The 25,371-nt window shown below is 59.7% G+C and carries 18 protein-coding genes and 1 tRNA gene; 7 read left to right on the top strand and 12 right to left on the bottom strand.

Annotation, left to right across the window (positions count from 1 at the left end; translation table 11 throughout):
* Positions 1–167: 167 nt before the first annotated feature.
* The 12 genes from ACOYW0_RS07280 to ACOYW0_RS07225 form a co-directional block, all read right to left on the bottom strand.
* Positions 168–854 (bottom strand): thioesterase II family protein, encoded by a 687-nt coding sequence (locus ACOYW0_RS07280; RefSeq protein WP_482417867.1) that lies wholly within the window; start codon positions 852–854, stop codon positions 168–170.
* Between the two features lie 29 nt (positions 855–883).
* Entirely contained in the window at positions 884–2,662 is a 1,779-nt protein-coding gene (gene asnB / locus ACOYW0_RS07275) for an asparagine synthase (glutamine-hydrolyzing) (RefSeq protein ID WP_482417866.1), read from the bottom strand.
* A complete protein-coding gene (locus ACOYW0_RS07270) occupies positions 2,650–4,407 on the bottom strand; it encodes a non-ribosomal peptide synthetase (RefSeq protein WP_482417865.1) in 1,758 nt (585 codons plus the stop codon). Before ACOYW0_RS07270 ends, asnB begins: the two co-directional genes overlap by 13 nt.
* A 57-nt stretch (positions 4,408–4,464) precedes the next feature.
* Positions 4,465–5,298, bottom strand: a complete 834-nt coding sequence (locus ACOYW0_RS07265; protein ID WP_482417864.1) for a fumarylacetoacetate hydrolase family protein — start codon at positions 5,296–5,298, stop codon at positions 4,465–4,467.
* Positions 5,299–5,340: 42 nt separating this feature from the next.
* Complete coding sequence (locus tag ACOYW0_RS07260; RefSeq protein ID WP_482417863.1) at positions 5,341–6,375, bottom strand: beta/alpha barrel domain-containing protein; 1,035 nt, start codon at positions 6,373–6,375, stop codon at positions 5,341–5,343.
* Between the two features lie 907 nt (positions 6,376–7,282).
* Positions 7,283–8,368 carry a radical SAM protein gene (locus ACOYW0_RS07255; protein WP_482417862.1) on the bottom strand — a complete coding sequence of 362 codons (1,086 nt, stop codon included), beginning with the start codon at positions 8,366–8,368 and terminating at the stop codon, positions 7,283–7,285.
* 366 nt (positions 8,369–8,734) lie between these two features.
* A complete protein-coding gene (locus tag ACOYW0_RS07250; protein WP_482417861.1) occupies positions 8,735–9,841 on the bottom strand; it encodes a DUF2156 domain-containing protein in 1,107 nt (368 codons plus the stop codon).
* 122 nt (positions 9,842–9,963) lie between these two features.
* The gene (locus ACOYW0_RS07245; protein WP_482417860.1) at positions 9,964–10,578 is read right to left on the bottom strand and encodes a GNAT family N-acetyltransferase; all 615 of its coding nucleotides are present in this window, start codon (positions 10,576–10,578) and stop codon (positions 9,964–9,966) included.
* 508 nt (positions 10,579–11,086) lie between these two features.
* Positions 11,087–11,902: a substrate-binding periplasmic protein gene (locus ACOYW0_RS07240; protein ID WP_482417859.1), complete on the bottom strand. Its 816-nt coding sequence runs from the start codon at positions 11,900–11,902 to the stop codon at positions 11,087–11,089.
* 168 nt (positions 11,903–12,070) lie between these two features.
* Positions 12,071–12,967 (bottom strand): NAD(P)-dependent oxidoreductase, encoded by an 897-nt coding sequence (locus ACOYW0_RS07235; RefSeq protein ID WP_482417858.1) that lies wholly within the window; start codon positions 12,965–12,967, stop codon positions 12,071–12,073.
* Positions 12,968–13,005: 38 nt separating this feature from the next.
* Positions 13,006–13,386, bottom strand: coding sequence for a VOC family protein (locus ACOYW0_RS07230; protein WP_482417857.1), 381 nt, complete (start codon positions 13,384–13,386; stop codon positions 13,006–13,008).
* 186 nt (positions 13,387–13,572) lie between these two features.
* Positions 13,573–13,648, bottom strand: a tRNA-Ala gene (locus ACOYW0_RS07225).
* 430 nt (positions 13,649–14,078) lie between these two features.
* On the opposite strand from ACOYW0_RS07225, the gene ACOYW0_RS07220 reads away from it, so the two are divergent.
* From ACOYW0_RS07220 to qrcA, 7 genes are all read left to right on the top strand, one after another.
* Complete coding sequence (locus tag ACOYW0_RS07220; RefSeq protein WP_482417856.1) at positions 14,079–15,965, top strand: peptidylprolyl isomerase; 1,887 nt, start codon at positions 14,079–14,081, stop codon at positions 15,963–15,965.
* A 291-nt stretch (positions 15,966–16,256) separates the two neighbouring features.
* Positions 16,257–16,481, top strand: a complete 225-nt coding sequence (locus ACOYW0_RS07215) for a hypothetical protein (protein WP_482417855.1) — start codon at positions 16,257–16,259, stop codon at positions 16,479–16,481.
* Between the two features lie 84 nt (positions 16,482–16,565).
* Positions 16,566–19,403 carry a M16 family metallopeptidase gene (locus ACOYW0_RS07210; protein ID WP_482417854.1) on the top strand — a complete coding sequence of 946 codons (2,838 nt, stop codon included), beginning with the start codon at positions 16,566–16,568 and terminating at the stop codon, positions 19,401–19,403.
* Positions 19,404–19,743: 340 nt separating this feature from the next.
* Positions 19,744–21,396 carry a Na/Pi cotransporter family protein gene (locus ACOYW0_RS07205; protein WP_482417853.1) on the top strand — a complete coding sequence of 551 codons (1,653 nt, stop codon included), beginning with the start codon at positions 19,744–19,746 and terminating at the stop codon, positions 21,394–21,396.
* Positions 21,397–21,658: 262 nt separating this feature from the next.
* Positions 21,659–23,053 (top strand): cytochrome c biogenesis protein ResB, encoded by a 1,395-nt coding sequence (gene resB / locus ACOYW0_RS07200; RefSeq protein WP_482417852.1) that lies wholly within the window; start codon positions 21,659–21,661, stop codon positions 23,051–23,053.
* On the top strand, positions 23,050–23,892 hold the full coding sequence (gene ccsB, locus ACOYW0_RS07195) for a c-type cytochrome biogenesis protein CcsB (protein WP_482417851.1): 843 nt from the start codon (positions 23,050–23,052) through the stop codon (positions 23,890–23,892). Before resB ends, ccsB begins: the two co-directional genes overlap by 4 nt.
* Positions 23,893–24,756: 864 nt before the next feature.
* Positions 24,757–25,332: a menaquinone reductase multiheme cytochrome c subunit QrcA gene (qrcA, locus tag ACOYW0_RS07190; protein WP_482417850.1), complete on the top strand. Its 576-nt coding sequence runs from the start codon at positions 24,757–24,759 to the stop codon at positions 25,330–25,332.
* Positions 25,333–25,371: the final 39 nt, after the last annotated feature.

Genomic DNA, 25,371 nt, shown 5'->3' with positions numbered 1-25,371 from the left:
ACACATTGTTCGACTGCATTTACATCATTATCCGGCAGGGCCTTCCGCAGCGCGTTCAGAATATGCTCTTGCATTCCAAATTTCCCTTGTAGGTAATGTCAATTTAGTGACAAACGCTGCTAATTCAGCAGCATACATGGTCTCGGTTCATGGCACAACTGAATTGCTTAATGGTAAGTAATTCTTTTGACCCATGTGATGAATTCATCCGTCGCCAGCAGGTCCGTGTGACCGCCGCTGAATCGTCGGCTTTTCACACCCTCGGTGGTGTACTCGTCCCACCCGTCGAGGCCGGTTTTCGTGACCAGGGGGTCCCGGTCGCCGGACGCCGCGAAAATGGGGCAGTGCAGCCGCCCGAAATCCGGCGCGTGAAAATCGCTCAGCAGATTCAGCTCCTTGCAGCTTGTGTCGATGAGCTCGTCCTTCCACTCCGGGTCGGGAATTCGTTCAAACAGGCTTGGGTCGACCATGGCCCAGTAGGCTTCGATTTCTTCGGGCGATCTCGGTAGTAACGCGGCTCCGTCCAGAACATGGGGCGCGTTGGCGCCAACGACAATGAGCCCGCCGATGCGGCATGCTGTTTTTTCCAGGGCGGTGGCAAGGGCGTAAGCGATATATGCCCCGAAGCTGTGCCCGAAGAGGATAGGTCCCTTTTCCTGCATGCCCCGGAGCCGGGGCAGACAGGACATGGCCGCGTCGTGAAACGAGGAGGCCATGTCGTCGGCCTGTCCGTAACGCCAGGGGTAGCGAAGAACCTGGGCCTTTGGCCTTAGCGTTCGCACAATGGGCTGGAACTCGCTGCCGAAGGATCCGGTTCCGGGAAAGATGATAACGTCCCGTGTTGCTTGGTCCATGATGGTTTTCCTTGTTGGTTTGTCTCTTTTCAGCACCTCAGTTCCAGCTCGTCGACGATCATGGCGAGGCTGATGGCGCCCAGGCGAAAATCCCATTTCTCGTTGACGGTTTCAGGGGATGGTCCGGCCATGCATTCCGGGTTCAGGGCTTCCACAGAGGCCACCATCTCCTGCCAGTCCTGCCAGAGCTGGTGGTCGACGATGGATTTGAGGTCATAGGCCGTGAAGCCGTGTTTGGCACGGTTCATGACCTGGTCCGGGACGGTGTCGCGATAGGCTTTTTTCAGGCAGGTCTTGCCCTCGAAGTTCACGACTTTTTCGTCGTCGGGCACCTGGAGGGCCAGGGAGACCACCGAGTTTCCGAGGAAGGGGTAGCGCCCTTCGATGGAGTTGGCCATGACCATGGCGTCTCCATGATCGCCCAGCAGGTGCCCGCCGAGCTGGACATAGACATCGGCGATGGAGCGCAACTGCATGGGGGAGAGCCCGGTGAGCTCCGTTTCCGAATAGGGGATCAGGCGGTTGCGCCAGAACTCCCGGCCCACAATCTCCTGGCGCGCATGGTCGGACAGGAAGGCACGGCGGCGGCCCTCCACACGGTCTAAGTCCACCTCCCAGCTGAAATCCGCCCGGCCCCATGCCTGCTCGTTGCGGGCACTGGCTTTGGGCGGGCGGCGCCGGACGCTGTCAAAGGCGTAGGAGTCGTAGCCGAAGAAGAGCTCATCGGCCCCTTCACCCGACACCACGCCTTTGATCCCAGCCTTGTGCACCCGTTCCGAGAGCATCATGGCTGAGACGTTGTAGGTCTCTCGCTGGGGAAAGCAGCAGTGGCGAACCATCTTTTCGAAGCGGGCGGCAATGTCTTTGGGGGCGCACTGCACCTCTTCGTGGACGCTGCCTGCGGCCGCCGCCACAGAGCGTTGGTAGCGTCCTTCGTCCAGGCGCGGGTCGTCGAATGTCACGGAAAAGGAGCGCATGGGGCCCTTGGACAAGGAGGCCGCGTCCATGAGGATCGCCGTGGAATCGAACCCCCCGCTGAGGTAGGACCCGATCTCCACATCGGAGTGAAGGCGTACGGCGATGGACTCCCGGACGCCCTGGCGGATCGCTTCCGCATCCACGGGCCCCTTCGTTGGTGTGAAGGTGCCGTAGCGCCAGTAGCGCAGGGTCTTGCGGCCGTCTTCGCTTATCTTGACGGCACACCCCGGCTCCACGGCAGAGACCTCTGCCACAAGGGTCCTGGGCGCCACGATATTGCCCAGGGAGAAGTACTGGTCCACGGCGGCATAATCGAGGCGCCACGAGCCGGGTACGGCCTGCACAAGGGGTTTCAGCTCCGAGCAGAAGTGGGTTCCGTGCCCCGCTGTGGTGTAGAACAGCGGGCAGATGCCGAAGCGGTCCCGGGCCAGGTAGACGGCGTTTTCCAGGCGGTCGTGGATCACCGAGGCAAATTGCCCGTCGATTTTCTCCAGGCCATCGATGCCGTAGCGGGCCACCAGCTCCGGAAGGATGGCCACATCCACCCCGTTGCCGCTGGGCCGGGGGATGCCCAGCTCCCGGAACAGGCTGTCGGCGTTGTAGATCTCCCCGTTTGTCAGGGCCACGAAGCGGCCGCTGGCTTCTTCCACGGGCTGCCAGCCGTTTTGCAGGCCGATCATCCCGAGTCTGGCGAGCTTTGCCGACAGGGACGCCGTGTTCAGGGAGTAGGCCTCGTCCGGTCCCCGGTGGGTCAGCCGGTTGTGCATGGCCACGCAGAGGCTGCGGTCCAGCCCACCGTCCGGGGCAAAGGTTCCGCTTATACCGCACATAAGCGTTCCACCTCCTTTTCGGGAAAGGCATCCACCAGGTCGCCGAGTGTTTCGGCCCGAAGCACGTCCCGCACGCCCACGTCGGTCCATCCCAGCTCTTTGAGCTTGGCCAGCAGGATGATGGTGGAGGCCGAATCCCCGCCGATGTCGAAAAAGTTGTCGTCCCGGTTGGCGTCTTCAAGGCCGGTGAGGCTTCGCACCAGTGAGAGGATCTGGGCCTCGACGGCGGTGGCCTCCTCAAAGACCTGGTGGCGGGCGGCCTGGAGGGCGTGGCGGTCCACCTTGCCGTTGCGCGTGTAGGGCATGGCCTCCAGGCGTTTGAAAACCGACGGCACTTTGTACGGGTTGAGGTTTTTCTCCAGATGCTTTCGCAGCATGCGGGGTTCGGCCATGCCCTGGTAGTAGCAGACAAGGGCGTCGTCCCCTGCGTCCTCTTCCCCTGCGTGGGACTCGGCAAGGACCACCGCCTCGACGATGGTGTCCAGGCCGCAGGCCACACCTTCCACCTCTCCGGGGTCGATGCGGTAGCCCCGCACCTTGACCTGGCGGTCGTTTCTCTCGACAAAGTAAAACTGGCCGTTTCGCACCGTGACGATGTCGCCGGTGCGGTACACCCGGTGGCCTTCCGGGTCGAGGAAGCGCTGCAGCCCCTCTTCGGCAAGGTAGCCGACGGCCACGCTTTTGCCGGTGATGACAAGCTCTCCCCGACAATCCGGAGAAGGCTCTTCCGTGGGGTCGGCCTGCTGCCGGGCCACCTTGACGTCGCAGTCCCCCACCACATCACCCAACGGGGCTCCGTCGCGGCATGCGTCGGGGCTCAGGGGGCCGCTAAGGAGGTTGCAGATGGTCGACTCCGTGCATCCGTACGCGTTGTGGAAGTCTGTTACGCGCGCCCACTTTTCCACCACGGCAGGCCTGCAGGCTCCGCCGCCGTTGACGACGTGGCGCAGGTGCATGGCCGGTGTGGGCCATGTGGCCGTCAGGGCGAAGGGCGTTGTTTTCAGGTGGGTGATGGCATGGTGCTCCAAGGTGTTTTGCAGGATCGCACCGGGTGCCAGCTCGCTTTCGTCCACCACCACAAGGCAGGCTCCGGCGCAGAGGGTCCAGAAGATCTCGGTGAGGCATCCGTCGAAGGTGAGCTTTGCAAACTGAAGCGTCCGGCTGCCGGGCCCCACATCCAGCCGGTGGATGTGGCCCCTGATTACGCAAGCCAGCGGCTCCGCAGGCACGACCACACATTTCGGCTCCCCGGTGGAGCCCGATGTGTGGATGGCATAGGCAAGGTCACCGTACCCATCACCAAGGTCCGGGTGGGGCTCGCGCGGGGCCGGGCCGTCACCTGCCCAGGGGGCAGGGGGTGGCACAAGCTCAACCTCTCCGGCGGTGGCGGTGCCCCGGGCCACCCTGTTGATCCGAAGGCGGGACACCTTGCTGCGGTTGGAAGCTTCGCTGTCCCGCGGGTCCATGACCACAAAGGGCCGACGGGCCCGTAACAGCCCTGCCATCGCCACAATGGTTGCGGCATCCCGCCGCCCTTCAATGCCGACAAATTCACCGGGAAGCGTTATCTGCTCCACGCGTGAGGCCAGCTCCCTTGTCTTTTTGTCGAGGTCTCCGTATGTCAGGGATGCCAACGGGGTTTTAATGGCCGTGGCGTCCGGCTGGATACGGGCGCTCTCACCGATCATCTCCGTAATGGACATGTCGTCTCTGGCGTTGGTCTTATCCATGTTGATTCGATGCATACCGTTCCATTTCGTCTTACGATCGCCCGGCGGGCGGTCTATTGCCCGTCGAGCGGTCTATTTCACATGATGGGAGAGGTGCCCGACCTTCTCCACCAAAGCCTCCACCCTGTCGCCAGCCTTAATTGCCGCCGCCCCAGGGGTGCCGGTACAGATCACCGTGCCGGGCAGGAGGGTGCGGCCCGCTGAGAAATACTCCACCAGAAAACCCAGGTCGTATCGCATCTCCGACACCTGTGCCGAGGCGATGGTCTCCCCGTTTCGGACGGTGGACACGCGCAGGGTTTCCAGTTCTCCCGGTGCAAAGGTGTCCATGGAGACCAGGGCCGGCCCGATGCTGCAGAAGGTGTCAAAGCCCTTGGCCCAGGGGATGTAGCGGGGGTTTTCGCGGATGACGTCCTCGGCGGTCATGTCCAGGACCGTTGTCACGGCCGCCACCGCATCCCGCCAGTTCTCGCGGCGCACATTCTTGCAGCGGGTCCCGATGACAAGGCCCAGCTCTCCTTCGGCGGTGACGCGCTTGCTCTGCTGGGGCAGCTCAATGGCCCCGCCGTTTGCGATGAGGCACCCGGAGGGCCTCAGGTAGGAGCCTGGCCCCGAAACCGGCTGGGCGGCGTCCAGGTCTTTGGCGTGTCCCCGGTAATTGAGCCCTGCCCCCCAGATATCCCCGCCGTCCCCTGCAACCGGGGCCGCCGTGTCCAGGCGGCTTGCCGACACATCTGCCGTCGTCTGTGCCTCCAGGAGGCCCTCAATGGCTTCCCTTGGCTTGTCGGCCAGAAGCTCCACCAGGCGGAAGGACTGGAATTCCTCGGGCAGGCACACCCACCTGCCGTCGCCGTTGCAGGCGTGGGTTTTCTCAATGTCTCCTTGCTTCAAACGAGATAGCTTCACTCTTTTTTCCTTTCGAACCGGCTCTGGGTCGGTCTCACTTTCCTATGCGCACATTTTCTGGGAAACGATCTCAGAGGCCTTGTAGATGTCTGATTCCTTGGGGTCGTAAGTGGCTACGTTCAGGGCCTCTTTCATGACGGCCATCTCATCAATCTTCTGCTCGGAACACACCTTTTCGATCACCGGAAAGAGGCTGGTGTGCAAGCCGATGACACCGCCCAGGACCTGGAGGTAGTGGCTTCCGGGGATGACCTTCATTTCCTGGTTGCACATTTCGGCAAGCTTCGCGAATTCGCGGTAGTCGTAGTCACCCCTTCCCATGTTGGACAGGATGCCCGCCAGCGACTCGATGGCCGCGTTGCCGCTCCCCCGGCCGATGCCGTACAGGGTGCCGTCGACGACGGACGCCCCCGCAGAGATGGCGGCAAGGCTGTTGGCATTGGCCATGCCCAGGTTGTCGTGCCCGTGAAAGCCAACCACGGGGAAGGTTTCCCGGACGGCTCGGACGTAGTTCTCAACATCTTCGGGCAGCATGGTGCCGTAGGAGTCCACGATATAGACCCCTGCGATCTCCGAGGGCACATTGCGGAGGAAATTGCCGATCTTGTCCGGGGAGACCACACTCGACTTCATGAGATTCAGGTAGACGTCATCGCAATGGGTCAAGGCGTGTTCCAGGTAATCCAGGTTCTCTTCCACCCGGTAGGCTTCCAGGCCCACCCGCACAAAGGACATCCCTTCGCTGCACAGCCATTTTAGTGTGGAGAGGCGGCTGAACCCGGGCTGAGCAAACATTCCCCATTTCGAGGTGCTGAAATTTTCGTTGGCGATGTCGCACCACTCGGTGAGGCTGATGTTGCTCTCTGTGTACCCGGCCCTTTCCGCTTCAAAACCAATGCCGTGGGCCACTTCCACCAGGTCGACGGACAGGGCGTTGAGCCGTTTTGCCAGGCCAACGACAAAGGCCTTGTCAAACTGGAAATCAACCGCGTAGGAGCCGTCGCGCAAGGTCGAGTCCAGCAGTTTGATCCCAAGGGTTGAGGCTGTCGCATTGTGTTTTGTTGTCTCTTTCATCATTCATGTCCCCTTCGTGTTTATTGCAGATTAAAGGTTATCCCGCTGTAAAGCCGGGGGGCTTGAACTGTTGAAGATCCGGCACGGCCTGGAAAACGGCGCGTCCGGGGTGCAGGTGGATCCCCGGTCCCATGCCGCAGGCAAGGGACCGGGAGCTGTTACTGGCATCTCTGGGTATAGATGGTTTGGTTAATGTTCTGGAATTATCGAATATTACGAGTCCGTTGCCACAAAACGCTGCCTCCTTTGCCTGGATTGCAAGGGGCGGGCATGGCGATGTTGCTCGTCAACACACCGGTTCGTGATCATGCGATTTGCTGTCGCCGGTGGTTATTTATTGTACGACTGGTAAAACAAAAGGCTGGTTTTTTCCCGTACAGGCACCGATCGTCCCACCCTCGCGGGGTGTCCTGGCGATGCGGCGGTGTCGGGATTCGGCAGCATCCCTGCCGATAAATCCTGCGGCATATTGACTATGTGCTTGTGACGTCAATTGAGGATTTATTGCTTGCGTAAAATGTATGTGGTTCCGAAATGTCAGGAGGCTTCATTCATGATTGCAGGGCGCAATTCAAAATCTTGGTTCAGGCGAATCTTACAATATTTAATGTAGTATGGGGATATTATTTTGCAGGTGTTAATTCTGTCAAGGTAAAATCTTCAAAATAACAAAAATAGTGCGAAGTGCTTCTGGTGGTGATGGCGCAGGTGGCATTTCTTCGCCGCGTAAGGGGCTGAATCCTTGATGTATGCTCTATTACTATACTTGAACCAACTTTGTTTGTGTCTTATTGCTTCCTACGAGACCCCCGTGCAGGCAGGGTGTGCCTGCCAGTGGAACGGCCAGCGGGGGTCGGAAATCGCGGGTGGAGACAAGGGAGGCATCCGCAGTGGGTGGGAGCCCTTTCGGTTACGGGTTCAGCCAATTTTTCATCAGACGTCCCGCGTGCCCGAAATATCTGTTTTTGAAGCTCATGGCCAGGTAGCGCCGGTTTACCAGGCCTGTGTGGACGTCGTAGCCCGCCTCCTTGAGCATGTCACGGCAGGCCGGGGCATCCCAGGCCCTTCCTGTCTCGGTTCGGGAGTCCATGTCCCGGGGGTTGGTTCCCCGCTCCGCCACCAGAAAGTTGGCACCTGCCCTGAGGCAGAGGGGGGAAGGCTCGTGGGCGGCCAGGGTGAAGATGGTGTTGCCGAAAAAGAGGCGGGTCACGGCGGTGATTCGGGCAAACTCCTCATCGGAAATCTGGCCGTATGGCTCAAGGGGGCTGCCGCATATGGGGATGCGTTTCATGGTGGCCATCCAGGAGACCTTGAGGGTGCGCATGAGGTCCAGGAGGTCGGCGATCTCCTCGTAGCTGTGCTCCGGGCCGATGGGTTCCAGGCAGGAGCCCACCAGCAGGCCGGCCCGGTGGGCGTTTTCAATGGTCTGCATGCGCTTGTACGGATCGATGAGGGTTACCACCCCTTCTCCGAGCCTCAGGGCGTGGTAGTAGAAGGTAAAACCGGTTTTTTTTACGGCCCGGGCCTGATCCGGGTCCAGGTCTCCCCAGTTGGCAAAGAGGGGGACCCGCCCGTTGAGCTCTTTGCGGACCAGGGCACCCATGGAGAGGAAGAGATCGAAGTCGTAATCGGCGGTGGACATCAGGGAAATGGACCCCACGTTCTGTGCGTCAAGGGCTGCTGCGTGGGCCAGGACCTCCTCTTTGCCTAAGCAAAACGGGGTGTCAAGGGAGCTCCAGGTGTCGCTGAACATGCAGAACTGGCAGTCGTTGCTGCACCGTTCTCCGTTAAGGCCGATCTGTCCGTGCACCTCGCCCATGTTCCCGAACTGGCGGCGCGAGAGGCTGTCTGCTGCCTCCAGAAGGGTTGTGAATGCCTCACCCCGGGTGGGGATCTCGTGGAGCAGCGTCAGTGCGTCGCCTTTGGTGAGGCCCTTGCCTCTGCGGCCTTTGTCGATGATGGAGAGAGTGTCCTGGCCTGTCGTTTCGCTTCGCATTTTTATTACCTCACTTCGCAATTCTTCGAACGTCGCAGCGATCTTCCTGCGGCATGATGCCGGGCAGGGAAGACGTGGCCCGCCGGTCCGTGACGGGCTGTGGGGACCATATGGACCTGTAAAAACGGAACCTCAGGCCGGTGGGCCGGGGCTGATGAGGGTGGGGTGTCTCATTGGTGGGCCGGCCGGCTCCGGGCTGTGAGCCATCCATTTATCGCTAAACAGGTAGCAAGGCATATGCCAATGGGATTTATCCGAGTGGGAAAAGGGATCTCGGGCTGGCCGGGAGGGCCCGGGGGCAATGCCCCCGGGTGAGGATGGCCCCGGGGAGGAGCCTCTCCCCGGAGCCGGTTACGCGGTGACACATCAGAGGGAGGCGGTGAGGCCTTTCCAGAATGTCACCAGGTTGGAGTGGCTGGTTTTTCGGAACTCACGCCACATGCCGGCAACGGTCATGCGGGTGGCAAACCAGGCTGTGTGGGCCAGGCCTTCGGGGAGAATGCCGACCCCCATGAACGCCTTTGCCACGGGGTCCAGGGGAATGGAGCCCTTGGTGATGCAGTAAGTGTCCCGGACTTCCACCTGGTTCGGGTTGCTCTCAAAGGACTTGGGCCAGTAGCCTTTTTTGGACTGGAAGATTCCCTTGTAGTTGTACCCGTCGTTTCCGTAGTGGTAGCTGAGGTCCGAGACCCGCTCCACCAGCCGATTTGAGAACCCGTGTTCGTTGTGTCTTCCGGCCATGGGCGCCAGGCCCAGGGAGAGCACGCGGAACCTCGGTTCGGCTTTGAAGGTGCCCAGGGCCTCGTCCACAATGGCATCGAAGATGGCGATGTTGCGGCTGTCGTCCCGGCGGTTGATGTTGGCATACCACCCGATCTTACGGTTCTGGTCGTACATCGCCTCAAAGGTGACGTATCCCACGAGGGTGCCGTCCAGCCGTGCAAAGAAGGTGCGTTCATCCGGTTCATCACGGAAGGTGGGCTCGCGGAGAAGCAGGTTCAGGGGTGTCTTTGTTTTGCGCGTCCGGCGCCATGCCTCGGAGATATCCATGGCCTGCTGAGCCAGGGTGGGGTCGGAGTCCCACCGGGCTTCGGAGATCACGAGGCCTCTTTTCTGGGCCTTGCGGATTCGACGTCCCACGTTTTTCCCTTTGATGGACCAGTCGTTGAGGATGAGGGTCTCAACCCCCATGTGGGTGGCGTCAAAGCCGTGGTTGCTGAAGTGTCGTGCGGTCTCCAGGCTGCACTGCATGCCCACCAGGGGGCGGCGAAGCAGGCGGCTCTCCTTGACAAAGGCGTTGATTACTGCCGCCGCATCGCATGGGTGGCAGAAAGGGTCGCCCACAAAGATGCGAACGCCGAATTTGTCCTGGTAGGCGATGGAGCCTTTTTCGTGGGGGAAATGGGAGAACTGGGGATCTTTCTTGATGGAGTAAGCCATGGTGAATGAACCGAATTTCTTGTAGTTTTCCATAGGTCGTGTGTTCCTTGTCTTTTTGCGATTGTTACGTTTCGCCTGTATATGCATGCTTGTCGCATGGGATGTTGTGGCGGTTTGACTATTGTGGGATTTTGGGGTGGGAAGGGCGGGGCGTATCACAGGTGCTTTTTCATGCGAAACTGTGATGAGAACCCGGCTTTGGCGGCGATGGGGCCGTAAGGCAGGGTGCCGCAGTCGGCAAACCCGAGCTCCTCGTAGAGCTTTTTGGCCCCGGGGTTGGTGTCAACGACTTCCAGGCGAACGCCGGAGAGGCCGCGGGTCCTGCCGAAGGCAAACAGGGTTTCAAGGAGGCGGTGGCCCACCCCGGTTCCCCGGAAGGCGTTGTCCACAGCGATGACCTGCACCCTGACCTCGTCGTGGCTCAAGGGGTGGATGTCCTTGAACACGGAGCCGCTGAGTTTTCGCGTGACGCCCCCGAAGAATCCGAACTCCCGGTTCAGGGTGGCAAGGTTCAGGTTGATGAATTTCTGGTTTTGGTAGTGAAAGCCCAGCATGCCTGTGACGCGTCCCCGGCTGACGGCATAGATCCCCGAAGAGAAGTCTGCGCCGTCGCGATAGATCCTCAGGGCCTGGGCCCGGCTTCGGGGTTTAAGCATGAGATGGTCGATTTTTTGCCCGAACCCGCTTAGAAATACCTCAATGGCTGATTCCTTTAGCGCTTCAGACAGCTTTCCCGTGACGATGGCCGGGGGGTGACTCTTGTCTTTCATGGTACAAAACTCCTTTTGGTAGGTAAGTAAAGAACGACCTGAAAAGGCGGGGCCTTACCGGCGGTTCTCTCATGGCAGTGAGGGAGGTTCGCCCGGTGGCAATCTGCCCCGCGAAGACGGGTCAGTAACGAGTAAATAGTAGGGAAGGATGAGATATTGGTACAGGAGTGATTTTTTACTCTTGAGGTGATGTTGCCTGCCCGGATATTTCCCGGGTTGAGTGCGCCCTTATCCGGGGCATCATGGCTGCATATGCAGTGGTTTACCTCAACGCTCCGATAATGAAGGCGATGGGTGGGGCAGGCTTGTCTGGCGGGTGAGGAAATTATACCCAAAACGGTGGGTTACATGTTGCATCTTTTTTAAATATCGCAATCTTTCTGTCTGGCCGGTTGCACGATCAATCTTGGTGTTTGGGGCTGATTGTTTTCTCATGAAGTGTCCGGGCGGAAAATTATGTCCCGGAAAGGGTGGGTGGAGGATATGACGGTGTGGAGCGGGCTGAGGATTACTCCGGGGCGGTCATTGCCTGGGTCATGATGCGCCGGATTTCTCCTTTTTTCTGCATGTCCTTGATGACGGCGTTGAACTTGAGGATGAAGTCCTCCTTGAAGTGAAATCGCCCGTAATCCCGGTTGGTGAACCCCAGGTGGCCCCACTCGGTGTTGATGACAAGGGCCTCCCTTAACAGGGCGTGGGTTCCTCCTTCGTCGTAGAGGCCCTCTTTTTTGAGTTTGTTGAGTTCCCAGAGGATGGCGAGGCGGTCGTTGATGTAGCAGTCTGTTCGCTTGATGCCAAGTTTCAGGAGATTGATGCGGTTGCTTCTGGCTTCATCGATACGGATGTTGTTTTTTTCAACTTCACGGAAGAAGGCCTCGCCCCCTAAGAGGAAGCCGTCGTTGCTGCCGATGGTAAGGCCGCGGAAGTCCTCGGGCCAGGTGCGTCTTGGGGCGCTCTGCAGGATCTCGTCCCGGCAGAGAAGCACCACTTTTTCCTGGAGGATGGGTGTGGAGTAGGGCCACATGTACGGTCGCGCTCGGGGCCTGAAGTAGGGTGGGCAGATGGCGAACACCTTGCCGCTTTCGATGTCGTGAAGGCCCCGTTTCCAGGGGATGGGCAGGATGGTGACGCGGTACCCCTCCATGCGCTGGAAGGCCTGCTCGAGGATGGCGGGGTAGATGCCCTTGGCCTGCCCCTCCACCGCGTAGCTGTAGGGTGGGTAGTTGTCGTCGCAATACACGACCACATCCGTTGCTGCGATGCCTGTTTGCCGTGTGGCCAGGCAGGTCATCAGCAGGGCTGCAAGCCAGAGGCCTCTTTTCATGCATCCGTCCATGTGGGGGTTGAAGGGGCTGCCCGGTGCGTGCCGGGCGCTGAGGTGTGTTGCTGTGTGAGAAAAGTATATCAGAGGGGCCGGATGGGGGGAAAGGTAAATAAACGGGGCGTGTTGCAGGGCTCGGGGCTGCCGGGGCCGCCCCGAGCGGGGGTGTTGTCAGGTGGCGTTGTTGAGCTGCTTCAGGGCGCGCATGAGGGCCTGGGTGCCCATGCGCGAGCCCCCATGGGCCATGACGGCCTGGTAGAGCTGATTGACCAGGGCGAGGCCGGGCAGGGCCAGGTTCATCCGCCGGGCCTCCTCCAGGGCGATGCCCATGTCCTTGACAAAGTGCTCCACGAAAAATCCGGTGTCGAACTCCCCTTTGAGGATCCGGGGTGCCAGGTTGTCCAGGGACCAGCAGGCGGCGGCACCGCCCGTGATGCTCGAGAGCATGACCTCAAGGTCGAGCCCGGCCTTTTCTCCGTAGAGCAGGGATTCGCACATGCCGATCATGGTGCCGGCGATGACGATCTGGTTGCACATCTTGGTGTGCTGGCCGGATCCGGCGGGGCCCTGGTGGACCATTTGCTTGCCCATGATCTCGAACAGCGGGGTCAGTGCTTTTACGGTGTCGTGGTCGCCTCCTACCATGATGGAGAGGGCGGCGTTGCGGGCGCCCACGTCCCCGCCGGAGACCGGGGCGTCCACGGCCTGGACATCTTTGGATGCGGCCTCTTTATAAATGGTCTGGGCAAGACTCGGGGAGGTGGTGGTCATGTCCACCACCACGGTGCCGGGTCGCGCGCCCTTGAGGATGCCGGATTCTCCGAGGTAGACCTCTTCCACATCCTTGGGAAATCCCACGATGGTGAAGATCACGTCCGAGGCGGCCGCCACCTCCTCGGGGGTCTCTTTCCACTGGGCCCCCAGGTCCATGAGGGGCTGGGCCTTGGCTTTGGTGCGGTTGGTGACGGTGGCTTGAAAGCCGTGGTCCATGAGGTGGCGGCACATCCACTGCCCCATGACCCCGGTTCCGATCCATCCGATACGTGTGTCGGTCGTGCTGAACTGCATGGCGATACCCTTCCTTCAAAATGTAATAAATAGAAATGTTACTTCATCATCTTTTCGGGGACCACTTCGATCCAGTACCCGTCGGGGTCTTCCACAAAGTAGATGCCCATGGCCTCGTTCTCCCAGAGGTTCAGGCCCATCTCCTTGTGGCGGGCATGCCAGGCGTCGTAGGCATCGGTGGTGACGGCCAGGTGGATTTCGTTGTCGCCGAGGTTGTAGGGCTCTGTTCGCTCTTTGAGCCAGGTGAGCTCAAGCTGGTGACCGCCGGTGCCGTCTCCCAGGTAGACGAGGACAAAGCTGCCGTCTTCGGCCTTATGGCGGCGGACGATCTCAAAGTCCAGGGCCTCGGTGTAGAAGGCGAGGCTTTTGTCAAGATCGAAAACAGTGAAGTTGGTGTGTGCGATTTTCAAGGTGCCCATGGGGTCTCCTGTGCTTTTTGCTGAAGATTAAGGCGCGGGTGCCGGGGGTTCCGGTGTGGCCTTAATAAAGGTGTGTCGGGTGGAACAGTATAACGCCGACGGTGACTGCCGGTCAACCGGGCCAAAAGGAAGGGGGGAACAAAAAAAGGCCTGTCGATGGAATCGACAGGCCTTTGAAATCTTTTATGGTGGAGCTGAGGGGGATCGAACCCCTGACCTCATGACTGCCAGTCATGCGCTCTCCCAGCTGAGCTACAGCCCCACGGTGTGTGCTTGGTGCGTTTAAAGAATCGCTCGCAACAAACGAGAGAGTATTTAGACCATCACCGCACGGGTGTCAATGAAAAAAATGACTCTTTTTGCGCTTCCGGCATGCCCGGAGACGATAGGGCCCCGGACCCATTTGAAATACCGGGGCGCCCCGGGGGGCTTAAAATAAATTCTGTACTCTCAAAACAAGGGATGGTAAAGGTATTCGAGTTTTTTAATATAAGGGTATGAACCCGTATGGGCGTGGGAAAATGAGGTGGCGGCACTCGTTTGCTGCGGCCGCCGGGCGGTGATGATTCACCGCATTCGGCTATCCTGTCGTGATGCGCAAGCAACTGCCTTACCAGATGGTGCCGCCCATCCGTTCCAGCCCCCGAAACCAACGACGACAATAAGGGTACAGAGGTATATTGATGCTACAAATGATGCGTGACAATGCCGGCTCCTGGATAATCAAGATACTGCTGGGCGTTATTGTCCTGGTATTTATTTTTCTTGGACTCGGACCGGACCGCAACAGCGGCAACTCCATTGTTGCAGAGGTGAACAAGGCCGTTATCAGCTGGGACGATTACCGACTGGCCTACAATGAACTGGTGGAAGGGTACCGGCGTCAGCTGGGCGGAAACCTGAGCCAGGAGATGATCAAAATGTTCCGGCTCCGTGAGCAGGCCCTGGAGAGCCTCATTACCAGTGAGCTGATGACCCAGGAGGCCGAGCGCCTGAAGCTTCAGGTGACCGACAAGGAGCTTGAGAAGGCCATCACGGAGCTGCCCTACTTTCAGCGGGACGGCGTCTTTGACATGGCGCTTTATGAGGCTCTCCTTCGCCAGAACGGGCTCACCGTTCCCCAGTTTGAAGCACAGCAGAGAAAGGCCATGCTCATCTCCAAGCTGCGAAGCATGGTGGAAAGCGGCGTGCAGGTAACGGACGGCGAAGTTCAGGAACTCTACAAATACAAGAACACCGAAGCCTCGGTCCGCTACGCCCTGTTTGATCCGGCCACCTATGCGGATGTCACCGTGGACGATGACTATGTCACGACCTATTTTGCGGAAAATGGAGAGCGATACAAAACCGACCCCGAGGCCAAGATCTCCTTTATGCGGTTCAGCCGCGATGACTTCCGCACCCGGGTGAGTGTCTCCGACGAGGAAATATCAGAGGCCTACGAGGCCAACCTGGCCCGGTACCAGACCCCTGAGACCGTGGAGGCGAGCCATATCCTCATCAAGGTGGCCGATGAGGCCACGGACGAGGAAGAGGCTGCGGCCCGGAAGCGGGCCGATGAGGTGTACGCCAAGGCCACGGCCGAGGGCGCGGATTTTGCCGAACTGGCCAAGGCCTTGTCCGAAGGGCCTTCGGCCAAGGACGGCGGGCGCCTGGGCGCCTTTGACCACAGCTCCATGGTGAAGCCCTTTGCCGACAAGGCCTTTGCCATGACCGAAGGGGAGATCAGCGAGCCGGTCCGGACCCAGTTCGGCTGGCACGTGATCAAGCTGGAGAAGAAAAACCCCGCCACGGAAAAGAGCCTGGCCGAGGTGTCCGACGAAATCCGCCAGGGCCTTGTGGATGAGCAGGCCGAAGCCGACGCCTACGCTGCGTCGGAAAATGCCTTTGACATGGTCCTGGGCAGCGACAACCTCAAAGAGGCAGGCGAGACCGCCGAGCTTCCGGTAACCGAAAGCGCATTTTTTACCCGCTGGAAAGGTCCCGAGTCCGTTCCCGGCGTGGATCGCATGCGTATCGCCAAAGACGCCTTCGACCTGGAGGTCGGCGGGGTCAGCGATATCCTGGAATACAACGGCACCTACTACATCGTTCAGCTCATGGAGAAGAAAGAGTCCGTTGTGCCTGAGCTCACCGCCGTAAAAGAGGCTGTACAGGCCGATGCCCTGTCCCAGGCCAAGGCCAAGAAAGCCGAGTCCGAGGCTGCGGCCCTCCTGGCCCTCCTCAAGGAAGGCAAGGACTTCCCCGAAGGGACCAAGGTCACAGAGTCTCCCCTGTTTACCCGGGATGGCAAAGGGGCCGATACCCTGGACCGCAAGGTGATTGAAGCGGCCTTTGGCCTCAACGCCGAAGAGCCGGTTGCCGGTGAGGTGATCAGCGGCAACGGAGGCTACTATGTGGTGGCCCTCAAAGAGAAGAAGATTCCCGGCCTGGACGGGTACCCCGAGGCATCGGAAGCCCTGAAAACCGAGCTTCTCAATCGCAAGCGCAGCGATGTGCTGTCCAAGTGGGTTGAGGAGTTGCGAAACGCCGCGGAGATCAAGCGGGATCCCCGTTTCGCCACGGCCGACGACGAATAAGCGGCCCTGGGTGTCGGGCTTCCTGACGTCCGGGGACGAGCCCGGGGCCTGACCCCTGGCCCGAAGAGACGAGAAACCTGCCGGAAACGCTTCATTGGCTTGCCCGGCAGGTTTTTTTTATGGTAGCATACATAACTGTATGCGCTGACCAAATAAGGCTTGCGCGATACCGCCATGATCCCGCACGGGGTCCGGAGAGAAAAGCCGGTCGCCGATGCATATTCAAGCCTGTCGCCCATCGACCAGAAGACCAGACGACCCTCACGACAACCACTCAGCAGGAGATGGTGCATGGGAAAAGCAAAAGCCAAACGGGTGTTCCCGTCCAAAAGGTGCCCGTATTGTTTTACCAGCCTGTCGCTGGCTGCAGAGACCTGCCCGAGCTGCCACAAGCGCGTGGGGACGGTGGACCGATACGGCCTGGCCAAAAAACCCATCAACTATTTCGGGTACCTCGCTGCCGTGATGTGGGCGGGGATCTTTGTCGGGTACATCTGGTTTGCCTTTGTTCGGTGACCACATGCACAATCGATGATAGCGAGGCCGGGAAGAACGTCATGACGTCCAACCGGCCTTTTTTATTTATTTGAGGGAGAAACCATGACAGGAAAATCGTTTCAACGTGTCCTTTACGGCCTGCTGGCCGTGATGCTGGTTGTCACCGCTGCGTGTGCCCGACGGGACGTCGGCACGACCACCGTTCCGGAACCGCGCCTTCCCAAAGACCCGGCCGTGGTGGAAGGGGTCCTCGATAACGGGATGACCTATCTCGTGATGAAGAACACGGAGCCCAAGGACCGGGTCAGCATGCACCTGGCCGTTAAATCGGGTTCCATGGTCGAGACCGAAGCCCAGCGGGGCGTGGCCCACTTCCTGGAACACATGCTGTTCAACGGCTCCGAGCACTTCCCCCCGGGTGAGCTCATCAAATACTTTCAGCGCATCGGCATGCGCTTTGGCGGCGATGCCAACGCCCATACCGGCTTTTACGAAACCGTCTATGACGTGGTGCTGCCCGCGGGCGACACCAAGAGCCTGGCCGAAGGGCTTCTGGTCATGCGCGACTATGCGGGCGGGGCCCTGCTCCTGGAGTCCGAGGTGGACCGGGAGCGCGGGGTGATCCTGGCCGAGAAGAGAGACCGGGACTCCGAATCCTACCGCAGCTTTGTGAAGAACCTGGCCTTTGCGTTGCCGGGCATGCGGATCAACGAGCGGCACCCCATTGGCCTGGAGTCGGTCATCAAGGGCGCGGACTCGGCTCTTTTGAGGAGTTACTACGACACCTGGTACCGTCCGGACAACATGGCCGTGGTGGTGGTGGGAGACGTGGACCCCGCCGAAGTGACGGCGCTGATCCGGGACCGCTTTTCCTCCCTTGAAGCCCGTGCCCCGGAAGGGGAGATTCCCGACGAAGGATCATTTGCTCATGTGGGGACCAAGGCGTTTTATGCCTACAACCCCGAGGCGGGGAGTACCTCTGTGACCCTTCAGGTGCTGAGCCATGTGGCGCGGCAGCCCGATTCCTTTGCCGTCCGACGGGAGCAGATGCTCTTTGACATGGCGAGCCGGATCCTTGACAACCGGCTGGAGGAGCGTATCGGAAAGCCCGGTACCCCCTTTACCTCGGCCGGAGCAGGGGCCGGAACCTATCTGCGCCATGTGCGCTACGGCATTGTGGCGGCGGATTGTGATGCAGAGAATTGGGAGGAAAGTCTTGCCGTCATCGACCATACCCTGCGCAGTGCCCTGGCCTTCGGGTTTGCACCCGATGAGGTGGCAAGGGTCAAAAAGGAGATGAAAAATGCCCTCCTGCAGGCAGAGGAGAAGGCCTCCACGCGGGACAGCAGGGCCCTGGCTTCCCTTTTGATCCGGAGCTACACCACGGAGAAGGTGGTTGTCTCCCCCGGGGATGCGCGCCGCCTGTTCGAGCCTGTGGTGGACGCGGTAACGGCAGACGAGCTGCACACCGTTCTCAAAGAGGTGTGGAACCCCTCCCATCGCCTTGTGATGGTGGAGGGCAACCTCTGCCTGGAGGCCGGTGACAAAGGCCCAGAAGCCGTCCTTCTTGCCGCTTATAAGAAGAGCGGTCTTGTGGCGGCCACCCCGCCCCCGGCCAGGACGGCGGCGGCGTTCCCCTACCTTCCGGTACCTGAAACCCCGGGCAAAGTCGCTTCGCGGGTGGATCACGACGACCTCGGGATCACCGTGGTCACGTTTGAAAACGGCCTGGTCCTGAATCTGAAGCAGACGGATTTCAAGGCCAGGGAGGTGCTGTACTCCCTGCGATTCGGGCAGGGTGTCAAAGGGGCCCCGGACCTTGTTCCCGGCCTGGCCTCGGTTTCCGAGATGGTGGTCAACGAGAGCGGACTGGGACGCCTGGGCCGTGACGAGACAGCCCGGGCCATGGCCGGTACCAACACCACCTACCACTATGGCGCGGGGCAGGACGGGTTCGGCCTTTCGGGCCGTACCATCCCCGGGGAGCTGGAGCTCATGTTCCAGGTGCTTTTTACCCAGCTCACCGACACCCGCCTCAAAGAGGAGGCCTACCACCTTTCGACCCAGCGCTATACCCAGGGGCTTGAAGAGATGGATCGCACCGTGGACGGCGTGCTCCAGAAGCAGGTTGAGGCCTTTCTCACCGGAGATACAGCCCGTTTCGGGTACCCGGGGACCTCCCTTGAGGGCATCGATCTGGAGGCTGTCAAAGGCTTTGTCATGCCCGACCTGCAAGGGGCGCCCCTGGAGCTCTCCGTGGTGGGGGACATGGACATCGAGGAGGTGATTTCTCTGTGCGGGCAGTGGCTTGGATCGCTTCCCCGCAAGGCCGCGCAGCCTGCCCCGGACCACGACCTTGCCTTTCCCGAGGGAAAGCGCCTTGATCTCTCCGTGGAGAGCTCCATCGACAAAGCCGTGGTTACGGTGGCCTGGCCCACCACGGGCATGGGCGATATCCACACGGTGCGCCGTCTCTCCATCCTGGGGTCCCTCTTCTCCGAGCGCCTGCGTGAGACCGTTCGGGAAAACCTGGGGGCGGCCTACTCCCCCAGGGCCTGGAACCGGTCCAGCAGGGCCTACCCGGAGTATGGTACCCTCCGTGCCGTCATTACCGTGAGCCCCGGGCAGGTGGACGAGGTCATCGCGGCGGTGAAAGAGATCGCCGACGGCCTCCGCGCGGCACCGGCCAGCGAAGATGAACTCCGGCGTGTGGTGGACCCCGTGGTGAACCGTATCGCCGACTACCGGCGTACCAACGGGTACTGGCTCAACAGCGTCATGCAGGACTCCTCGAGGTATCCTGAAAAACTGGTCTGGCCCCGGGATATTCTGGAGGACTATGCTGCCGTAACCGCAGCCGAGCTCCAGGCCCTGGCCCGAACCTATCTCAAGGTTCCGGGGGGCGCGGTCCTGACGGTACGGCCCGTGCCGTCGTCCTGATCGCCGTTTTAGCCCCGCCATAGTTTATGCCGCCCCAAAAACGGGGCGGCTTTTTTTTTGCCTGTTTCAAACCCGGGTGAGGGGGCAGTGAGTTATTTCCTTGTCATGTTTCTTGGGAAAGAACGTATCAGCAAGGGTTTGGGGTGGGGTGGAAACGCAATGTATACGGTGGGATAACATCTTTGTGGCAGGCCTCTGGCCGGGGGTCGCAATGGTCTTGATTTTATGCAGGTGATCATTTATATAGTCCCCACAAACATTTACGACTCACGTGAGGTGCGCCTGCATGGAGACTGAGACGGCGCGTCTGTGTAATGTACTGTTACTACAGGAGATTTAGGTGGAATCAGTTAACTGGTTGGCGCTTGTCTACGGTTTGGTCGGTGGGCTGGGGCTTTTTCTCTACGGCATGAAGATGATGTCGGAAGGCCTTCAGAAATCAGCGGGCAGCAGCCTGCGAAACATCCTTGAAAAGCTCACCACCAACCGGGTCATCGGGACCTTTGTAGGTCTGGTGGTGACCGCGGTGATCCAGAGCAGTTCCGCAACGACAGTCATGGTGGTGGGCTTTGTCAACGCAGGGCTCATGAACCTGGTCCAGGCCCTGAGCGTGGTGTTGGGGGCCAACGTCGGCACCACCGTCACGGCGCAGCTCATCGCGTTTAAAATTGGTAAACTTGCCCTGCCTGCCATCGGCATCGGCGTGTTTATGCGCATGTTTACCAGCAACAAGAAGTACCACTACTGGGGAGAGGTCATCATCGGCTTCGGCCTTCTCTTCCTCGGCCTCAAGATCATGAAGGACGGGTTTGTTCCCTTGCGGCACAGCGAGTTCTTCCAGCAGGCCTTCATCACCTTTTCCCATCATCCGGTGCTGGCCGTTGCCGCAGGCGCGGTGCTGACCATGGTCGTCCAGAGTTCCTCGGCCACCATCGGTATCACCGTGGCCATGGCATCCACGGGACTCATCGACTACTACGCCGCGTGCGCCCTGGTCCTCGGGGAGAATATCGGGACCACCATCACCGCCAACTTAGCGGCCATCGGCACCAACCCCACGGCGAGACGGGCCGCCTTCGGCCATTTTCTCATCAACGCCCTGGGTGTCTGCTACATGCTCTTCTTCCTGAAGTTCTTCATGCAGGCCGTGGATGTGTTGACGCCGGGGGACCCCAACTTTGTCAACGCTTCCGGTAACCTTCCTTACATCGCCCGCCATATCGCCAACGTCCACACCGGCTTTAACATCGTCAACCTCATCATTTTCGTTCCCGTGCTTCATATCCTGGCGCGCCTGTGCGAGCGGATGATTCCGGGCAAGGGCAACGGCCGGGACGACGGCCTGGTCTTTCTGGACGACTGCCTCATCGAGACCCCTGATTTTGCGGTCTCCCAGGCCAGAAAAGAGGTGAGCCGCATGTCGGGGCTGGCCCTGGAGATGCTGAAGCTGAGCCGGGACGCCTTTTTCTCCCGGGACACAAAGACCATCAACAAGGTCTACGAGCTGGAGAACACCGTGGATCTTCTGGAAAAGGATATCTCCACCTTCCTGGTCCGCCTGAACCAGGAGCAGATCAGCGCCGAGACCTCCCGGGAGCTCAACAACATCCTGCATGTGCTCCACGACCTGGAGAAGATCGGGGATTACGCCGAGAACATCGTCAACTACACGGAAAAGCTCATCGAGAGCGATATCCGCTTTTCCGACGAGGCCATGCAGGAGATGGAGGAGATCTACGACGTGGCCATCCGCTTTACGGACAATGTGATCAAGGCGTATAACGCGGGCGGCCTTCCCAGGGCCATCGACACCGAGGACGAGAACACCATCGACAAGATGCGCAAGCAGTTCAAGAAGCATCATCTCAAGCGCCTCCAGAAGGGCTCCTGTTCCGTTGAGACAGGGATCCTCTTTGTGGATATCCTCAACAACCTGGAGAAAACCGGGGACCAGGCCTTTAACATTGCCCAGGTGGTTCAGGGCGATATGTAAGGGGCAAGGGATTGCTGAACAGATGAAAGGCCGGGCAGACAGACTGCCCGGCCTTTTTGCGTGGACCGCATTGTGAGTCAGCTATGCGACACACATGTGTATAGGGTTCTGATACGATTGACGTTGTTCCCGCGCCTTTCGGTGTGGTATCATGCGCTGCCCGTTGGGGCCGCAGGGGGCAAGGGCGCTTCATTGTCGCTCAAAGCCTTCGGCTGTGACTTTTGACAAACGCACCACGTAGATGGTGCGCCGAAAGGGATCTATGAACAAACAACAAGTGGAAAAAGGGCTGGTCGACACCCTCTGGGGTGTCTTTGCATCGGTTCGGCTTTCCGTCATCGTGCTGACGCTCCTGGCCGTCACCTCCATCATCGGAACGGTGATTCCCCAGAACGCGTCTCCCGCCGTTTACGTGGATCGGTTCGGTGAGGCCGCGTACCGCGTGCTGTCGTTCCTCGATATCTTCGATATGTACCACTCCTGGTGGTTTCAGCTGTTGCTGCTGCTGCTGGGGATCAACCTGGTGATCTGCTCCATGGATCGCCTGCCCGCCGTGCTCAAGATCATCGGCAAGACACAGCGCCTCAACCCGGAGGCCTACCGCAAGGCCATCAAAGGGGAGACCCTGTCCATGGCCGGGTCCCCTTCCGAGGTGGCCGGGGTGCTCTCCGGAAAGCTTAAGGCGCCCATGGGTACCTTTACCCCCGTGGACGAAGGGGATGCGCGCTATCTTTTTGCAGAAAAAGGCCGCTGGACCCGCCTCGGGGTTTATGTGGTCCACGGCGCCGTCCTGCTGCTCCTGCTGGGGGGGCTCCTGGGCTCCCTGTTCGGGTACGAAGGGACCCTGAACCTGGCCGAAGGGGAGAGCAGCCAGGTGGTCAGGCTCAACGGCTCCAACGCGGCCATGCCCCTTCCCTTTGAACTTCGATGCGATGCCTTTTCCGTCTCTTTTTACGACACGGGTGCGCCCAAGGAGTATCGGTCCGACCTCGTGGTGACCGAGGGCGGGGCCGAAGTCCTTTCAAAGCAGATCGTGGTGAACGATCCCCTGCGTTACAGGGGCATCAGTTTTTACCAGGCCAGCTACGGCACGGTGCCCCCGAAGTCCGCAACCTTCTCCTTTACGAGCAAGGCCAGCGGCATGAGCTACCCGGTTGACGGTGATTTCGGGCAGCCCATCGCCATCCCCGAAGGCTTAGGGACCTTTACGCCCATGCATTTCATGAACAACTACAGGTTCCACGGCAGGTCCATGGGGGGCGCTGTGCTCGGCGTTCTGGAGAGCGCGGAGGGAGAGGCCACCCGCCTGGCCCTTCCGGTGAAATCCCCCGGCTTTGACCGCATGCGGCAGGGGGATGTGGTGATTGCCGTGGCGGACTTTCCGCAGCGGTACTACACGGGGCTCCAGGTGACCAAGGACCCCGGGGTGTGGCTGGTGTATGCCGGGTTTCTCTTTCTCATCGCCGGGTGCTACATCACCTTTTTCATGAGCCACAAAGGCTTTATGGTGGCTGTGGAACCGACTTCCACCGGGTCGGCTGTGACCCTCTATGGAAACACAAACAAAAACAGGCTGGGCATGGAGATGGTGCTTCGCCGCTTGACCGAAAAACTCGACCGTGAGGCCATTAGTCCTGAAAGGCAGGTGGAGAGATGAACAACAGTTCCCTGATTTTGTCCATTGTGACTTTTGTCTATGGCTTTTCCGCCGTTTTGTACATCTCCGGGTGGATCTTCGGTAAGGAGGCACCGGCACGGAGCGCGCGGTATATCGCCGTGGTGGGGGCCCTGGGCAACCTGGCCGGGTTCCTGCTTCGGTGGGTGGAGTCCTACGGGCACGGGTACGGGCACATCCCCTTGTCCAACCTCTACGAGTCCCTGGTCTTTTTTGCCCTGACCATCGCCGTGATCTCCCTGGTCATCGAGGTGCGGTACCGAAATTACATGATCAGCACCTTTGCCATGCCCCTGGCCTTTTTGGCCCTGGCCTACGCCTCCCTGTCCCCCACGGTGAACGACAAGATTCAGCCGCTGATCCCGGCCCTGAAGAGCAACTGGCTCACCACCCATGTGGTGACCTGCTTTCTCGGCTATGCCGGATTTGCCACGGCCTTCGGCATCGGGGTGATGTACCTGGTGAGGGAGTGCACCACCATCCGGGAGGGGGGCCTTATTTCCCGGCTTCCGGAGGGGTATGTCCTGGACGAGCTGATCCAGAAGACCGTGATGTTCGGGTTCCTGTTCCTGACGGTGGGCATCATCACCGGCGCGGTGTGGGCCAACTCGGCCTGGGGCTCCTACTGGAGCTGGGACCCCAAGGAGACCTGGTCTCTGATCACCTGGTTCGTTTACGCCATCATGCTTCACCTGCGCTACATGCGGGGCTGGGGCGGGGCCAAGATCGCCGTCATCTCCATCATCGGGTTCATGGCCGTGATGTTTACCTATTTCGGGGTCAATTTTCTCCCCGGGCTTCACAGCTACGGCAGCATGTAAGGGAGATCAATCAAGGATTGAAGCGGAGCCGCCTTTCCCGTCAGGGGAGGGGCGGCTCTTTTTTTTGGGGTGGGAACAACCCACCGGAGCCGTTGGGATTTCATTTTCTTGCTTTGTGAAACGATAAGGATCTTTTTATTGACACGTGCGGCGTCGTTACTATAGAAAAGAGGCTAGCAATTTTCAGCGTTTCAAAGCCTCATGCATGTGAAATGGCAGTAAATTCCGGGGGTGCCCCTTGGGGCTGTTCCCCGGGGTGGTGCGGGACGGCGACCGGGAAGCGAACCGTTGTCCCCAAGTGGGAACCGGCGTGACGCGACCGCTGCATCGGACCACCTCAGACCCGTTTTGAAACCCGTTTTCTTTTTGCCTGTCGTGTCGCTTGAATCTGTTTCTTCTGCAGGTACTTAGTTGCTGCGCCGTGGGGCTCCGGACAGGGCCGTGAGGCATCGGGCGTGGTTGCCATGGCTTGAAAAAGGACGCATGAGCACGTATAAGAAACGCAATCAAATGCGTGAAGGCCGGCGAAGGGGGAATGCCGGTTTGCTATACCTGGTAAGGCTGCTTGACAAGGCCGGTGCAATGCGTGCCCCGGCTCTCGGTTTCGGCCTTGCCGTTCACAGGTTCGGAAAAAGCCGTTAGCACCCGGTAAGATCACAGGGGGCCAGGGGCTTTTTGTATGTCCGCGCCCCTTTTTTTGAACTATCCGAGGACGCGGCGCATGCCTGAACCACCCGGTGGTCGGGTATCTGGTGCTTAAAACAATTAACACGTGGAGTTTTCATGAGCCTAACTGGTGAAAAACAGACTGGTCGTGAGCAAACGGGGTCACCCGGAGGTCCGGAGAAAAAGGGGGAATCGGGATTGGTAGCCCTCTTTTTTATCGTGGGCCTGGCCGCAAGCCTTGCCATAGGGTGGATCGTTTTCCCCAAACTTCTCTATTCCAAGAGTGAGCAGCCCTTTGATTTCAGCCATGTCACCCACGCCGATGCGGTGGGGGACTGCGACAGCTGCCATTACTTCCGTGAAGACGGAACCTTTGCAGGGGTTCCCACCCTGGAGCAGTGCGCGGAGTGCCACGAAGAGGTGCAGGGCGAGACTGAAGCCGAAGAGACCTTCGTCAACGAATATGTGGCCGAAGGCAAAGAGGTGCCCTGGAAGATCTATTCCAAGCAGCCTGACTGTGTCTTTTTCTCCCACGCCGCCCATGTGCAAGGGGCGGGGATGGAGTGTGCGGAGTGCCACGGGGACATCGGCGAGTCCGAGAGCCTGAAGCCTTACGAAGAGAACCGGATCACCGGCTACAGCCGGGACATCTGGGGCAAGAACATCGCCGGCATCAAGAAAAACAGCTGGGACCGCATGAAGATGGACGACTGCGGCGCCTGTCATCAGGAGACCATGGGCAGCAAAGGTGCCTGTTTCCAGTGCCACAAGTAGACGCTGTTTTTTAGCTTCAACGCGAACGATCAATCCTTT

It is taken from the genome of Desulfoluna sp. HI9BLuna, assembly GCF_056829775.1.
Note: the sequence above shows the minus strand (reverse complement) of the source record. Positions and strands in the feature narration are given on the sequence as shown.

Bases quoted from the DNA above. Each gene is read 5' to 3' on its own strand.
- ACOYW0_RS07280 (WP_482417867.1), bottom strand. From the start codon at position 854: ATGGACCAAGCAACACGGGACGTTATCATCTTTCCCGGAACCGGATCC.
- asnB (WP_482417866.1), bottom strand. From the start codon at position 2,662: ATGTGCGGTATAAGCGGAACCTTTGCCCCGGACGGTGGGCTGGACCGC.
- ACOYW0_RS07270 (WP_482417865.1), bottom strand. From the start codon at position 4,407: ATGCATCGAATCAACATGGATAAGACCAACGCCAGAGACGACATGTCC.
- ACOYW0_RS07260 (WP_482417863.1), bottom strand. From the start codon at position 6,375: ATGATGAAAGAGACAACAAAACACAATGCGACAGCCTCAACCCTTGGG.
- ACOYW0_RS07255 (WP_482417862.1), bottom strand. From the start codon at position 8,368: ATGCGAAGCGAAACGACAGGCCAGGACACTCTCTCCATCATCGACAAA.
- ACOYW0_RS07250 (WP_482417861.1), bottom strand. From the start codon at position 9,841: ATGGAAAACTACAAGAAATTCGGTTCATTCACCATGGCTTACTCCATC.
- ACOYW0_RS07245 (WP_482417860.1), bottom strand. From the start codon at position 10,578: ATGAAAGACAAGAGTCACCCCCCGGCCATCGTCACGGGAAAGCTGTCT.
- ACOYW0_RS07240 (WP_482417859.1), bottom strand. From the start codon at position 11,902: ATGAAAAGAGGCCTCTGGCTTGCAGCCCTGCTGATGACCTGCCTGGCC.
- ACOYW0_RS07235 (WP_482417858.1), bottom strand. From the start codon at position 12,967: ATGCAGTTCAGCACGACCGACACACGTATCGGATGGATCGGAACCGGG.
- ACOYW0_RS07230 (WP_482417857.1), bottom strand. From the start codon at position 13,386: ATGGGCACCTTGAAAATCGCACACACCAACTTCACTGTTTTCGATCTT.
- ACOYW0_RS07220 (WP_482417856.1), top strand. From the start codon at position 14,079: ATGATGCGTGACAATGCCGGCTCCTGGATAATCAAGATACTGCTGGGC.
- ACOYW0_RS07215 (WP_482417855.1), top strand. From the start codon at position 16,257: ATGGGAAAAGCAAAAGCCAAACGGGTGTTCCCGTCCAAAAGGTGCCCG.
- ACOYW0_RS07210 (WP_482417854.1), top strand. From the start codon at position 16,566: ATGACAGGAAAATCGTTTCAACGTGTCCTTTACGGCCTGCTGGCCGTG.
- resB (WP_482417852.1), top strand. From the start codon at position 21,659: ATGAACAAACAACAAGTGGAAAAAGGGCTGGTCGACACCCTCTGGGGT.
- ccsB (WP_482417851.1), top strand. From the start codon at position 23,050: ATGAACAACAGTTCCCTGATTTTGTCCATTGTGACTTTTGTCTATGGC.